14 protein-coding genes are annotated in these 14,248 nt (G+C 33.6%); 10 read left to right on the forward strand and 4 right to left on the reverse strand.

Features of this window, described 5'->3' with window-relative positions; all coding sequences use genetic code 11:
* From SVN78_04265 to SVN78_04305, 9 genes are all read left to right on the forward strand, one after another.
* Positions 1 to 716, forward strand: a 716-nt coding sequence (locus SVN78_04265; GenBank protein ID MDY6820818.1) for a TolC family protein, incomplete at its 5' end; no start/stop codon positions are given.
* Complete coding sequence (locus SVN78_04270) at positions 713 to 1,348, forward strand: TetR/AcrR family transcriptional regulator (GenBank protein ID MDY6820819.1); 636 nt, start codon at positions 713 to 715, stop codon at positions 1,346 to 1,348. The genes SVN78_04265 and SVN78_04270, both read left to right, overlap by 4 nt.
* A 55-nt stretch (positions 1,349 to 1,403) precedes the next feature.
* The gene (gene ilvD, locus SVN78_04275; GenBank protein ID MDY6820820.1) at positions 1,404 to 3,074 is read left to right on the forward strand and encodes a dihydroxy-acid dehydratase; all 1,671 of its coding nucleotides are present in this window, start codon (positions 1,404 to 1,406) and stop codon (positions 3,072 to 3,074) included.
* Positions 3,068 to 4,771: a biosynthetic-type acetolactate synthase large subunit gene (gene ilvB / locus SVN78_04280; GenBank protein ID MDY6820821.1), complete on the forward strand. Its 1,704-nt coding sequence runs from the start codon at positions 3,068 to 3,070 to the stop codon at positions 4,769 to 4,771. The genes ilvD and ilvB overlap by 7 nt, the downstream gene beginning before the upstream one ends.
* A 9-nt stretch (positions 4,772 to 4,780) precedes the next feature.
* Positions 4,781 to 5,296, forward strand: coding sequence for an acetolactate synthase small subunit (gene ilvN, locus SVN78_04285; GenBank protein MDY6820822.1), 516 nt, complete (start codon positions 4,781 to 4,783; stop codon positions 5,294 to 5,296).
* The gene (gene ilvC, locus SVN78_04290; protein ID MDY6820823.1) at positions 5,293 to 6,309 is read left to right on the forward strand and encodes a ketol-acid reductoisomerase; all 1,017 of its coding nucleotides are present in this window, start codon (positions 5,293 to 5,295) and stop codon (positions 6,307 to 6,309) included. Before ilvN ends, ilvC begins: the two co-directional genes overlap by 4 nt.
* A gap of 2 nt (positions 6,310 to 6,311) precedes the next feature.
* Entirely contained in the window at positions 6,312 to 6,902 is a 591-nt protein-coding gene (locus tag SVN78_04295) for a hypothetical protein (GenBank protein ID MDY6820824.1), read from the forward strand.
* Positions 6,903 to 6,925: 23 nt separating this feature from the next.
* Complete coding sequence (locus SVN78_04300) at positions 6,926 to 8,455, forward strand: 2-isopropylmalate synthase (GenBank protein MDY6820825.1); 1,530 nt, start codon at positions 6,926 to 6,928, stop codon at positions 8,453 to 8,455.
* Positions 8,456 to 8,507: 52 nt separating this feature from the next.
* Positions 8,508 to 8,978: a universal stress protein gene (locus SVN78_04305; protein MDY6820826.1), complete on the forward strand. Its 471-nt coding sequence runs from the start codon at positions 8,508 to 8,510 to the stop codon at positions 8,976 to 8,978.
* Positions 8,979 to 9,086: 108 nt separating this feature from the next.
* Here SVN78_04305 and SVN78_04310 read toward each other — a convergent pair whose 3' ends face one another.
* From SVN78_04310 to SVN78_04325, 4 genes are all read right to left on the reverse strand, one after another.
* A complete protein-coding gene (locus SVN78_04310) occupies positions 9,087 to 9,986 on the reverse strand; it encodes a rhodanese-like domain-containing protein (GenBank protein MDY6820827.1) in 900 nt (299 codons plus the stop codon).
* Between the two features lie 600 nt (positions 9,987 to 10,586).
* The gene (locus SVN78_04315) at positions 10,587 to 11,075 is read right to left on the reverse strand and encodes a flavodoxin domain-containing protein (protein ID MDY6820828.1); all 489 of its coding nucleotides are present in this window, start codon (positions 11,073 to 11,075) and stop codon (positions 10,587 to 10,589) included.
* A 173-nt stretch (positions 11,076 to 11,248) separates the two neighbouring features.
* A complete protein-coding gene (locus SVN78_04320; GenBank protein MDY6820829.1) occupies positions 11,249 to 11,686 on the reverse strand; it encodes a PaaI family thioesterase in 438 nt (145 codons plus the stop codon).
* A gap of 494 nt (positions 11,687 to 12,180) precedes the next feature.
* A complete protein-coding gene (locus SVN78_04325; GenBank protein MDY6820830.1) occupies positions 12,181 to 13,305 on the reverse strand; it encodes a DUF362 domain-containing protein in 1,125 nt (374 codons plus the stop codon).
* Between the two features lie 66 nt (positions 13,306 to 13,371).
* Here SVN78_04325 and SVN78_04330 point away from each other — a divergent pair.
* Positions 13,372 to 14,248 (forward strand): dicarboxylate/amino acid:cation symporter (locus tag SVN78_04330; GenBank protein ID MDY6820831.1); only part of this gene is annotated, 877 nt, incomplete at its 3' end.

The following is a 14,248-nucleotide window of genomic DNA, read 5'->3' on the forward strand; positions in this document are numbered from 1 at the left end:
ATGAAATATTAGAAGAGGAAAAAAGTATCCCTAAAATACCAGAGAATGTCGCAGTTGGCATCCCTGCTAATATGATAAGGAGAAGGCCTGATATAAGAATGGCTGAGAGAAGATTGGCAGCCCAGACTGCCCGCATTGGCGTTGCCATATCAGACCTCTACCCCAAATTTTATATCTTTGGAACAATTGGCTTAGAATCTATTAGTAGTTCAGATTTCTGGGAGGGATCAAGCAAGTTTTGGAGTATTGGACCAACTGTTAATTGGAGCATCTTTCAAGGGGGGGCAATTAGACAGAACATAAAAGTCCAAAATGAAAGGCAAAGACAAGCCCTATTAAACTACGAAAATACCATACTGCAAGCCTTAGAAGATGTAGAAAATGCCCTAACAGCATATGCAAAAGAGCAATATCGCTTTGATTCTCTTAAAAAATCTGTGGCTGCAGCTAAAAGGACTGTTCTTTTAGCTATGGATCGCTATAAAGCTGGGTTAATAGATTTTTATAATGTTTTAGATGCAGAACGGGCTCTATTAGATTTAGAAGACCAATTAACAAGTAGTAGAGGAGAAATGGTGGCAAACCTAGCAAGATTATATAAAGCATTAGGCGGTGGCTGGGAATATGCTAAAAATTTAGAAAATGATCTAACTGCGAGAGATGCTTTAAATTTAGACAATACGACAATATTAAATAGTGATATTTATAATAAATGAATACAAAAGATAAAATAATAAAAAATGCTGCTAAGCTATTTGCCAAACAAGGTTTCCAAAAAACAACTATCAAGCAAATTGCCCGTGATGCTAATGTAAATATAGCAGCAATAAACTATCATTTTGGCTCTAAATATGCCTTAATTGAAAAGGTTGTTGAGCAAATCTATACACCAATTAACAATGAGAGAATAAAAAAGTTAAACATAATAAAAGTTAATAATAAACAAAAAGATATATCTTTAGTTAAAGGTATTTTAAGAGCTTTTATTGAGCCACCTTTTACTGCTGAATTTGCAGATAAAGATACAAGATTTTTACTTGCTTTATCATACCAGATTTTCTTAGAGAGAGACAAAAAGATTATAACCTATTTTATGTTACAATTTAAAAAGCCCCTCTGTATGTTTTTTCAGCTTCTTAGTGAGGCTTTACCATATATACCAAAAAATATCTTATCTTGGAGAGTACACTTTACAATAGGTGTTGCCATTAATGCAATGAAAATACTAATACTCCCCTTCCCTATCCCTGAAATGGCACCAATGCCAATAGCCAATATTGATGAGCTAATTGATCAAATCATAGAGTTTTCATATGCAGGCATTATTAGCACAACAAATAAAATTTAGAAAACATAAAAATAATACTTGATTTTTAAATCAATAAGTATTTATATAGTTATTTATGCGAAGTGATGAAATAAAGAAAGGAGTAAATAGAGCTCCTCATAGATCTCTTTTATATGCAACTGGTTTTTCAAAAAAAGCACTAAATAGACCTCTTATTGGAATTTGCTCAAGCTTTACCGATCTCATCCCTGGCCATTGTGGAATGAGAGATCTTGAGCGATTCATAGAAAAAGGTATCCACTCTGGTGGTGGCTATAGCTTTATATTTAGCGTTGCAGGTGTTTGTGATGGTATATCTATGGGGCACAAAGGAATGCACTTTTCACTACCTTCTAGAGATTTAATAGCAGATATGGTAGAAACCACTCTAGAAGCTCACCGCTTAGATGGGGTTGTCTTTATAACAAACTGCGATAAAATAACACCTGGCATGCTAATGGGGGCAGCAAGGGTTAATATACCCTCCATATTCGTAACTGCTGGTCCAATGCCATCTGGTTTTTATAACAATCAGAGAAGATCTTTAGTAAGGGATACCTTTGAGGCTGTGTCTAAATATAGAAATGGCGATATTGCTGAAGATGAATTAGAGGCATTAGAGCTTTGTGCTTGCCCTAGCCAAGGTTCTTGTTCTGGAATGTATACAGCAAACACAATGGCATGTTTAACTGAAACAATGGGCATGAGCCTACCAGGTTGTGCAACATCACTGGCAGGTTTTGCAGAAAAAAAACGCATAGCCTTTGAATCAGGTGTGCAAATTTGTAACCTCGTAGATAAGAATATTTCACCAAGGGATATTTTAACAAGAAAAGCATTTGAAAATGCAGTGATAGCAGATTTGGCTCTAGGAGGTTCAACAAACACAGTTTTACATCTACCTGCAATAGCTTATGAGGCAAATTTGAAGCTTGATATTCAATTATTTGACAAATATAGTAAATTAGTTCCCAATATTACACATTTAAGACCTGCTGGCGATTATTTTATGGAAGATTTAGGTAGAGCAGGTGGTATTCCAGCTGTTTTAAAAAGATTAGAGCCATTTATAAAAGACAATCAAACTGTATCAGGCTTATCTATTAAAGAGATTATTAAAAATGCTTCTATTTATGATAACGAGATAATAAGACCAATAGATAACCCTTATAATAAAGAGGGTGGGATTGCAATTTTAAAAGGCAATATAGCGCCAAGGGGCGCAGTAATAAAACAAGCAGCGGTTAATAAAGATATGCATGAATTTAGCGGAAAAGCTTTAGTATTTAATTCAGAAGATGAGGCTATGGAGGCCATATTAAATGGCAGCATAGAAGAAGAGAGTGTTCTAGTAATAAGATATGAAGGACCAAAGGGAGGACCAGGCATGAGGGAAATGCTTGCCCCAACTTCAGCTATAGCTGGCTCCCATCTCAAGAGGGTAGCACTTATAACAGATGGGAGGTTCTCCGGTGGCACAAGGGGCCCTTGTATAGGACACATATCGCCTGAGGCTGCCGAAGGCGGCCCTATTGCATTAATAAACAATGGGGATACTATTTATATAAATATTAAAGAGAGAAAATTAGAGCTTTTAATAGATAATGATGAGCTAGAAGAAAGAAGAAAAAAATTAACACCCTTTAAACCTAAATTTAAAAAAGGATACTTAGCAAAATATAGTCTATTAGTATCATCTGCTGATGAAGGAGCCATATTTAAAAGTGAAGAGGCAGATAGATGGTAAAAACCCAACGAAGTGGCGCTGAAATACTAATAGAATCACTCAAAAATGAGGGCGTAGAGGTAATCTTTGGTTACCCAGGTGGTGTCTTATTAGGGCTATATGATGTAATTTTTGACGCCAAAATTTTACATATACTGCCCAGACATGAGCAAGGTGGTATACATGCTGCTGACGGCTATGCACGATCGACAGGAAAGGTTGGTGTATGTATTGGAACCTCAGGCCCTGGAGCTACAAATTTAGTAACTGGCATAGCTACAGCATATATGGACTCATCTCCACTTGTGGTATTAACTGGGCAGGTTCCCAACGAACTTATCGGAGGGGATGCATTCCAGGAGGCTGATATAACTGGTATTACAAGGCCAATAGTAAAACATTCTTATTTAGTAAAAGATGTAAAAGATTTAGAGCAATCAGTTAGAGAAGCATTTCATATTGCAAAGACAGGTAGACCCGGCCCAGTTGTTATTGATCTACCTAAAGATGTTATGGCCACTAAGACAAGTTTTAAATTAAAAAGAAAGCTATATATACCAGGGTATAACCCCAATTATGAAGCAAATATAATGCAGGTTAAAAAATTACTAAAAGCTTTAGAAAGCGCTAAAAGACCACTACTATACATAGGGGGTGGCGTAAAAATCAGTAACGCCACAAATGAAGTAATAAAGCTCTCAGAAATGCTTGACATACCTGTTGTATCATCATTTATGGGGCTTGGGGGTATGCCAGGTACTCATAAAAATTATCTAGGCTTTATGGGTATGCATGGCAGTTTTGCAGCTAATATGGCTATAACTGAATGCGATTATTTAATAGCTGTTGGCTCTAGATTTTCTGATAGATCAACGGGTCGCATTAGTGGCTTTGCACCAAATACAAAAATAGCACATATTGATATAGATCCCTCATCAATAAGCAAGAATATACCTATTGACATACCAATAGTTGCAGATGCAAAAATAGCTTTACAAAAAATCCTAGACTATATTGACAGATATGATTTTGAAAAAAATAAGTCACACAGAAAAAACTGGCTTGAAAAAACAAGACAGTGGGTGATACAAAAACCTTTTACATACAAACATTCTAATAGTGTGATAAAACCACAATATGTTATAGAAAAAATTTATGAATTAACAGGTGGTAAGGCTATAATAACTACTGAGGTAGGCCAAAATCAGATGTGGGCTGGGCAATTTTATAAATTTAGCGAACCAAAGCAATTTATTTCATCTGGCGGATTGGGCACAATGGGCTTTGGTTTTCCTGCTGCAATAGGTGCAAAGATCGGCAATCCCAATCGTTTTGTTTTTGACATTGCTGGAGATGGGAGTTTTTTAATGAATATGCAAGAATTGTGCACTGCCAAACAGTATAGGGTTGGTGTTAAGATTGCAATTTTAAATAACCAATTTTTAGGGATGGTCAAACAGTGGCAACATCTTTTTTATAATAAGAGATACTCCTACTCCTGTCTTGGATGTCAGCCAGATTTTGTTAAGTTGGCTGATGCATTTAACTGCAAGGGCTTTACTACTGACAAAGTATCAGATGTTGAACCCATTATAAAAGAATCCTTAAAAATAGAAGACATGCCAGTAATTATGGATTTTAGGGTTGATAGAAATGAAAATGTTTACCCAATGGTACCTGCTGGCGCAGCCTTAAATGAAATGATACTTGAAGAGTAAAAAGTTTTTATGAGACATATAATCTCTATATATGTAGAAAACAAATTTGGTGTGTTAGCAAGAATTGCGGGTCTTTTTAGTGGTCGCGGATATAACATAGAAAGCTTATCGGTGGGCGTAACAACTGACGAAAACTATTCAGTGATAACTGTTGTAACTAACGGGGATGAAAGAGTAGTTGAACAAATTGTAAAGCAACTTAGAAAGCTAGTTAATGTTTTAAAGGTAAGAGATTTAACCTTCCTTGACCACGTAGAAAGAGAAATGATTTTTATTAAGGTTAAGGCTAATTCAAAGAATAGGACAGATATATTCAGTATAGTCAATACTTTTAGAGCTAAAATAATTAGTTTAAACAAAGAATCTCTAATAGTTGAAATCACTGGGGTAAAAGACAAAAATGAAGCATTTATTGAGGTATTAAAGCCTTTTGGAATAATAGAGGTTGTAAGAACTGGTGGTATTGCAATGAACCGCGGCCCACTGTCAACATGGGAAATATCAAAGAAAGGAGGTGAAAATTGAAGATTTATTACGAAAAGGATACAAATTTAGATCTAATTAAGTCAAAAAAAGTTGCAGTTATAGGTTATGGATCACAGGGTTTTGGCCATTCAAATAATTTAAAAGACTCAGGCGTCGAGGTTGCAATAGGTTTACATAAAAACAGCAAATCATGGAAAAAGGCTGAAAAACAAGGTTTTAAAGTAATGGAGGTAGCTGATGCATCTAAATGGGCAGATGTAATTGTTATATTAACCCCTGACGAAATACAGTCTGCTATATATAAAGAATCAATAGAAAATAATTTAGACGAAGATAACTACTTAGTATTTGCTCATGGATTCAATATCCACTTCTCACAAATTATCACCCCTAACAATATAAATGTTATAATGGTTGCCCCAAAAGGCCCAGGCCATTTAGTTAGATCAGAATATGTTAAAGGCTCAGGTGTACCATGTTTAGCTGCAGTCCATCAAGATTATACAGGTAATTCTCTAGATATGGCCCTTTCCTATGCTGCAGCAATAGGTGGAGCTAGAGCAGGTGTCCTTGTCACATCATTTAAGGAGGAAACTGAGACAGATCTTTTTGGTGAACAGGCTGTACTATGTGGTGGTCTATCACAACTTATTAAATACGGTTTTGAAACATTAGTGGAAGCAGGATATGCACCAGAGATGGCTTATTTTGAATGCTTGCACGAAGTTAAATTGATTGTTGATTTAATCTATGAGGGTGGCTTAAAGAATATGAGATATTCAATTAGCAATACTGCTCAATATGGCGATCTAACAAGGGGACCAATGGTTATTGATAAAAATGTAAAAAATAATATGAAAAAAGTTTTATCGAGTATACAAGATGGCACCTTTGCAAAAGAGTGGATACTAGAAAATAAAGCCGGAAGGCCTGTATTTAACGCATTAACGGCTAGAGATGAAAACCATCAAGTTGAAATCATAGGTGAGAGCTTAAGAAAAATGATGCCATGGCTCAATAAAGAGAGGCTTGTTGATCGTAATAATAACTAATAATGTTTATTAGAGATGGTTTATATCCTATACTAACTATCCTATTAATATTAGCCATCATTGTATTTTTGCCAATATATATATTTATTGCTATACTTATTTTATTATTAACTTACTTAATTTTAGTATTCCGCATCCCCAATATTAAAGCATCACCTTTTCCAAGGGTATTTTTATCACCAGTCAATGGTAAAATAATTTCAATCAAAGAAAAGGTATTAGATAAGGAACTATTCAATGAAGTAACTATTAGGATTTGCCCTTTCATGAGCCATATTAATTTAATCCCTTTATCAGGCAGAGTTACCAATATAACAAGCACATACGATGTTAACACATCAAAGAAAATAACCTCAACAATGGACATTATTACTGAATTTGGTAGCTATAAAATAAAACAGGTTGCCGAAGGCTATTTTAAAAGAATTAAGAATAATTTAGTTAAGGATGATATTGTTGAAACTCATGATTTTTTTGGTTATACAATATTTAAAGCAAACATTGTGCTCTATATACCAAAAACTTTTGAAATAACTGTATCATTAAAAGATTCTGTAAAAGCAGGCCTTGATGTTATCTCTAGGGCACAATAAAATATTTATAAAGGAGGTACGCAATGAGTGATAAAGTTGTTATTTTTGATACAACATTGAGAGACGGAGAACAATCACCTGGCTTTAGTATGAATGTAGATGAAAAGTTAAGGTTTGCAAAACAACTGGAAAAATTAGGTGTTGATGTTATAGAGGCAGGTTTTCCAATATCATCAAAAGGAGACTTTGAGGCTGTAAAAAAAATTGCAGAAGAAATTAAGGATGTGAAAGTTGCAGGATTATGCAGGGCAAATAGAAAAGACATTGAGGTTGGATATGAGGCATTAAAAAATGCTCAAAACCCAAGAATTCACACCTTTATTGCTACATCAAAAATCCATATGGAGTATAAACTAAAGAAAAATGAAAAGGAAGTTTTAGATATATCAAAGGATTCTGTTAGATTTGCAAGAAACTTGTGTAGCGATGTTGAATTTTCTGCTGAGGATGCAACTAGAACAGATATTGAATTTTTGTGCAAATTAATAGAGGAAGTCATAGACGCAGGCGCTACAACAGTAAATATTCCTGATACTGTTGGTTATACCGTTCCCGATGAATATGCTGCAATGGTAAATAAGATTATGAACACAGTCCCCAATATTGACAAAGCTATACTTTCGGTTCACTGTCACAATGATTTAGGCTTGGCTGTATCAAACTCTTTAGCTGCGCTACAAGCTGGTGCTAGACAGGTTGAAGGATCAATAAATGGCATTGGAGAACGTGCTGGTAATGCTGCCTTAGAGGAAATTATAATGGCCCTTGAGGTTAGAAAAGACTTCTTTAAAAACCTAAAAACCAACATTAATATAAAGGAAATATATAAAACAAGTAGATTATTAGTATCTATAACAGGCATTGAAGTACAACCCAATAAAGCAATAGTTGGTAGAAATGCCTTTGCTCATGAGGCTGGTATTCATCAGGATGGTGTTATCAAAGAAAGATCAACCTATGAGATTATGACTCCCGAAACTATAGGTGTCCCTTCTAGCAAGCTTGTATTAGGAAAGCATTCTGGTAGGCATGCATTGTCTACTAGATTAGAAGAACTGGGTTTCACTTTGACAAAAGAGGAGCTTGATAAAATTTATATAAAATTTAAAGAATTAGCTGACAAAAAGAAGGAAGTTTATGATGAAGATCTTGTTGCAATTGTTGAAAATCAACTCTCAACAGTTCAAGAATTCTACACATTAGAGTATGTTAATTATGTAAGTGGCAATGTCACAGTCCCAACTGCAACAATTCAAATATCTCATAATGGGTCATTGTTGACTGAGGCATCTATTGGTGATGGTCCAGTTGATGCGGCTTTCAAAGCAATAGAAAAACTAACAGGCATTACTGGAAGACTAAAAAGCTATAAAATCAAATCGGTAACAGCAGGGAAAGACGCACAAGGGGAGGTAACGGTTGTTGTAGAATTTGATAATTCAGGTCTTGACATATCAGGGCATGCCTTATCTACAGATGTATTAAATGCATCAACCTCTGCTTATTTGAATGCCTTAAACAGATATTTAAGTAGGCAAAAAAAATTGCATTAAATATTTTTATTTATATTATAAGTTGCTATAATAATTATAAAGGGGGTATAAAATGGTTGATATAAATAAGATCTTATTTCCAACAGACTTTTCTGAGACTTCTAAAAAAGCTTTTAAATATGCTGTTGAATTTGCTAATGTATTTAATGCAGAGCTTGAAATATTGCATATACAATTAGATGAAGCACAAGTTGTAGCATTTTATTTACCTGAATCTACCCTTAGAAATGTAAAAAAAGAGCTAGAAGAGAGCACAAAACAACAATTAGATGATTTCTGTAATATTTACAGACACCAACTTGAAAAAGTTAATTATTACAAGAAAATATTGAAGGGCATCCCTCATGTAGAGATTATAGAGGAGGCAAAGGAGACTAATGCCGACATGATAATTATTGGAACACATGGCAGAAGTGGTTTTGAGCACGTGCTCTTTGGATCAACAACAGAAAAAGTTATAAGAAAAGCCCCTTGTCCTGTCTTGACAGTTAGTCTAAGAGGCTTGGAACTTAAAAATAAATAATTATAAAATTTTTTCTAAGTTTATTGTGGTCTCTTGTTTAAAATGTGCTCCTAGTATTTAAAAAGTGTTTTAAAGTAGATTTTTAATTAAGTTTTTACATATTAGTAATTATTCTAACGGCAGGCTACTTCTGCTGTATTCACTCATAGAACCTTCATATATACTTACATCTTGATGGTTATATACATATTTGAATACAAACCAACCGCCAGAAGCCTGCACTCCTGTATTACAGTAAGTTATAAGCGTTTTTTCAAAAATATCTTGATAGTCTTCATAACCTGTTTCATATATTATGTCAGCTAGCTCTTGCTCACTTATTATCACATAATAGTTGTTTATTTTCTTTGTAAGAGAAGAAGCATCAATATTTATTGCACCAGGAATGTGCCCATGCCTATAAAGTCTTATGTCCTTATCTACACCAATAAAATAGTTTATATTTCTCGTGTCAATAAACACTACATAATCGTTGTATAAGTTCTGTTCAATATAGGCTAAATCTACGAGTATATTACTATCATAGCCATTATATACTAAATTTGAAGGGGATGCCATCTCTGGGCCAGCTTCATATCCCTTATTCTCTGAAACCCATTTTGTAAAGCCACCATCCATCAAGTATGTATCATTAATTTTAACATAATTTAAAAGAGCAATAATCCGTGAGGCATACATATAATCATTAGGAGAGCTACCATTTGCATATACAATAACCCTGTTCTCTCTATCAATACCATTTTCTCTAAAAATATTTACAATCTCTTGTGGAGGTTTAGCCATACCAGGAACTCCATTAACTGTCTCTGTGAGATCACTATTAATAATCACCACTGCATCTGCAATATGCCCACTTTGATATGATTTTACATCCCTTGTATCAACAAATCTAACATTTCCATTATAATTTAATTCATAAAAGGCATCATTAGTAGAAATAAGCCCTGCTCCCCATATGCAAGTAAATGGGAAAACTAAAAAGATAAAAATAAATGTTCTAACACTCATAATTACCTCCTTCAATAAATAATTTTTAATCAAATCTATAAATATATAATAGCATAAAATAATTTTAAAAAAAACAGATATCTATATTTAAGCTGGCTTATCACTATAGATAAACTAGCTCTTTAACGGGTGTTCCATAATTTCAGAAGGCTGTATATCTCTAAACAATCATCATTTTTACCTTCTTTAGCCACAACTTTTATCAAAAATATAACAACTTTAATATTTCACATATTTTTTAAAAAAACAATAATATAAGGTTTACTTGCTTTATTTTTATTTCTAAAAGATTATTCTAGGAATGTTGTTATCTGTAAAATGATCTGCGCCTGTTGTATTCCTTATAACACAATTACATAAATAATAATTTAAATTATTTTTTATAAAATGATTAATCAATAATCTACAAGCATAAAACAAATAACATTTTTATAACTCATAAAAGCTACTATAAGAGCAAATCTTTTCTTATAATCTATTGGCTAAAAGATAAAATATTTTTCAACATTCCTGTCCATATTCACTAACCTTTGCTTTATTATAAAAGCAATATCTTCACTCTAAGTCATGCTCAAGTTTATTACAAATCAAATTTTCTTTTCAACTATTAAACAACTCAGTAGCTTTTAAAGCAACTCTTTTACCAAAAATCCTTGCTCTTTCCCGCTGCTCAGAATCACCATTTTTAATACATACAGCACCATAATGAATATATGGTCGCCCCTCCGAAGAACCACTAGAATATACTAACATCCCTTTAACTAGCATATGCCCTGCTAATGTCAATAAAGCAAAATCTGCTCCTCCACCTAAATAATTTTCTGTAGCAAACATAGCCCCTAGTTTCCCTTTCAGATTGTAACGTTTTGATTCGTCAAACCATTTCTTTAATTGCCACGAAATGTCAGCAAGATATGTGGGGCATCCAAAAACAACAGCCTTTGATCTATCTAGATATTCACCATCAACCTCTTCTATGGGCATACACTTTGCTTCTACATCTCTTACTTCTTTTGCTCCACTAGCAATTATCTGGGCTATCTCTTTTGTATTTCCCGTTTTACTGTGATATATAATTGACAATTCCATAAATAAGTCTCCTAAGATTCAAATTTAAAGTTTTTCCATTGTAAAGCTTTAATGATTTACCAACCTTTTATAAATAAACAAAGCATCTGTATAAATATTGAATTTCTATTTTTATATTATTTTTAATAATTTACAATGGATTAAATATACTTGATAAACAATTCGTTAACATTTTAGGCATTTGAGCGGAAAACTTTATAGATTCCTGTACACTTCGCGCATAATACCTGCTTCTCATCATACACCTCCCCTTCGGCGAAGGCGAGCGTCTTTGTCAGTTGTACAACTCTTCCTTTTCCCATAACCATGGTGGAGGCCTGGATCATCCTTAGATATTCGATGTTCAAGCTAACTGTGACTTGGCCTATGATATCACTACCCCACTTGGAGGCGATCGCCATACCTAAAAGTCCGTCGAACATGTAGGCTACGATGCCGCCATTAATAGCCTCTGTTCCACCACCACCGCGGTGGTGGTCTTGAACCTCTAGAGCAATCGTGGCCTCTCCGTTATGGGCATCGATAATCTTAAGACCTGCCCATGAAAAGAAGGGGGTCTGATTCATAAATTCAAAAAAACGCTCCGTGGCAATTCGATTATTATGATCCATATAATTCCTTTTCCTTTTTTTAAATTTTTATTATTACCAAATTGCTAATATTATATAGAATAACACTATCTAAATTAACTCTATTAAAGTACATTGAATTATTATATTTAATTTTTGAGCGATGTCAAGTAATTATACCTTTCATTATGTACTATTAAAACACTAGTTTCATGAAGTTCATTTCTTTGATTGGTTTCTACATTTAGATAATAACCAATTGTGTTTTTATTTACAAGATTGACTCATATTTATACCTCAATTATGAAGTAAGATATGAATATGAATTGGTGACAATTTTAATTTACGATAAATCTTAAACTAAGGCGCTCCCTTTTTTTAGAAAGGTAATTAATAAATATTTTGCATCTCTTTTTTAGTTTCCACAAAAGAGCTTTAATAGGATTATTGAAAAGTATTGCTCAATTAATTAATAATTACAGGCTAAATACTAAAATTAAATTAAAAAAAGTAAAACATATTAAAATTATATAACCCTAAGCCATTTTAATTAGTTCATAACTTGTTGAACCTAAGCCCATTTTTTCAGCTTCTAATAACTGTTTGTCGGCATTTTTGCCATGTAATATTGAAAATACGTCTCTTTCACCATTAACCTCAATATTTTCTGCTAATGAGTTTGGTAAGGTTTTAATATTCTTTAACATATCTAAACTTGCTTTATCTATTGCTACGGGGTCATCAGATAATAATATACCCTGATCTTGCACAACAGGGGTATCAGCAATAGACATGCAATCACATTCAGGCTGCATCTCTAACATAAAATTAATATATACTACCCTCTTTTTATTAAATGTTGAAAGTACAGCCTTAGCGCCTTCACTAACAGCTTTCATAAAATCCACGTGTGTTATAGGCACCTCAATAGCATCTTCCGGGCAGACTCTAGCACACCTTCCACATCTAACACACTTTTTTTCATCAACGGTATAAACATTATCTACAAATTCAATGCACTCTTCAGGACAAATCTGCACACAATTATAACAAAATACACATTTTTCCTTATTCCATTTCATAATATCACCATGTAAAAAATGCATTTTACCTCTTCCGTGCTTCCAGCTACCACCTCTTGGGGCTCCAGATACACCACCCATAGAAATGTTTTTTATAGCTCCTCCAAAGACAGCTTGAACGTGACCTTTAACATGGGTCAAAACGACCATAGATTCAGCATCATAAATCGCTGAAGCAATGGAAACCTCATCTAATAAAGGTCCTGATTTTACTTTTATTGAATCTTTCCCATACATACCATCTGCTATAACAACAGGAGCTCCAAGTGTTAAGTAATTATAACCTGCAGAATTTGCAACCTCTAAATATTTATAGGCTTCTATTCTAACTGAGTCAGTAACAAAAGGTTTTGATGGGACTTTCTTCAATCGTTCAACTGTTTTTTGTACAAATTGTGGCCTTATAGTTCTAAATGCCCCACTATTACCAAGATGTATCTTAATAGGTATAACAGCATCTTTTTCAATATAATTTTGAAAATTAAAATCTTCTAATAACTTCTCATATTTTCCCATTAATCCAGATTCATATTTAAATTTTTCAGCTCTAGCAGAAATAAAATACACTTTTGATTGCATATTAACCTCTCAACCAATATAATATTATAAGTTAGTTATTTATAGCATTACACAGCGAGGTAGTCAATGTTTAGATGGTATTTCAGAACTAACCTATTAACACGTATCTTAATTGCATTAATATTGGGTGTATTTTTAGGGATGATTCTAGGTGAAAATACTATACATATTAAAATATTTGGCGACATATTCTTAAGACTTCTAAATATGATTGTTTTACCAATTATTGCATTCTCGCTGATAGTGGGAGCCGCAAGTGTATCACCAAAAAAACTAGGTTCCATCGGAATTAAAGTTTTTTTATTTTATGTTCTTATAACATTACTAGCTGTCATAATAGGACTGGTTGTTAGCCTTGGTTTCCATATAGGAGGATTAGAATATTTAAATGGTGGACCGTCTATCAGTAGCAGCAAAACAATAGAGGTAAATCAAGCATCATTTATAGATACTCTGTTACAAGTTTTCCCCACCAATATTTTTAAATCCTTTGCCGAAGGCCAGGTTTTACCGGTTATCTTCTTTTCTTTACTTGTTGGAATAGCTCTTTCCATTTTAAAAGAAAATTCTAGCAAAAGAGATGAGGCTTTATTGTTATTCAATATATTTAACGCATTTGTTGAGATTATCTACAAAATAGTTGAATGGATTTTGGAATATGCGCCAATTGGCGTTTTTGCTTTAATTGCTTATACTGTTGGATCTCAAGGTGCTGGTGTTTTAAAAAACCTACTTGTTATCATATCAGTAATGTATTTAGCTCTAATTCTTCTAGTTATTCTAATTTACGCTCCTTTATTATACTATGCTAAATGTTCTCCCTTTAAATTTTTCTCTAAGGCAAAAGAAGCTATAATAACTGCCTTTGTTACCAGAAGTAGCAGCGGGACATTACCCATATCTATGGATGTAGCTGAAAGAAAATTAGGTGTCTCAAAGAGCA

Source organism: Deferribacterota bacterium (assembly GCA_034189185.1).
Classification (GTDB): Bacteria; Chrysiogenota; Deferribacteres; order Deferribacterales; family UBA228; genus UBA228.

Coding starts and splice junctions, on each gene's coding strand:
- ilvD (MDY6820820.1), top strand. CDS start 1,404: ATGCGAAGTGATGAAATAAAGAAAGGAGTAAATAGAGCTCCTCATAGA.
- SVN78_04305 (MDY6820826.1), top strand. CDS start 8,508: ATGGTTGATATAAATAAGATCTTATTTCCAACAGACTTTTCTGAGACT.
- ilvN (MDY6820822.1), top strand. CDS start 4,781: ATGAGACATATAATCTCTATATATGTAGAAAACAAATTTGGTGTGTTA.
- SVN78_04295 (MDY6820824.1), top strand. CDS start 6,312: ATGTTTATTAGAGATGGTTTATATCCTATACTAACTATCCTATTAATA.
- SVN78_04315 (MDY6820828.1), bottom strand. CDS start 11,075: ATGGAATTGTCAATTATATATCACAGTAAAACGGGAAATACAAAAGAG.
- SVN78_04325 (MDY6820830.1), bottom strand. CDS start 13,305: ATGCAATCAAAAGTGTATTTTATTTCTGCTAGAGCTGAAAAATTTAAA.
- SVN78_04300 (MDY6820825.1), top strand. CDS start 6,926: ATGAGTGATAAAGTTGTTATTTTTGATACAACATTGAGAGACGGAGAA.
- SVN78_04310 (MDY6820827.1), bottom strand. CDS start 9,986: ATGAGTGTTAGAACATTTATTTTTATCTTTTTAGTTTTCCCATTTACT.
- SVN78_04320 (MDY6820829.1), bottom strand. CDS start 11,686: ATGGATCATAATAATCGAATTGCCACGGAGCGTTTTTTTGAATTTATG.
- ilvB (MDY6820821.1), top strand. CDS start 3,068: ATGGTAAAAACCCAACGAAGTGGCGCTGAAATACTAATAGAATCACTC.
- SVN78_04270 (MDY6820819.1), top strand. CDS start 713: ATGAATACAAAAGATAAAATAATAAAAAATGCTGCTAAGCTATTTGCC.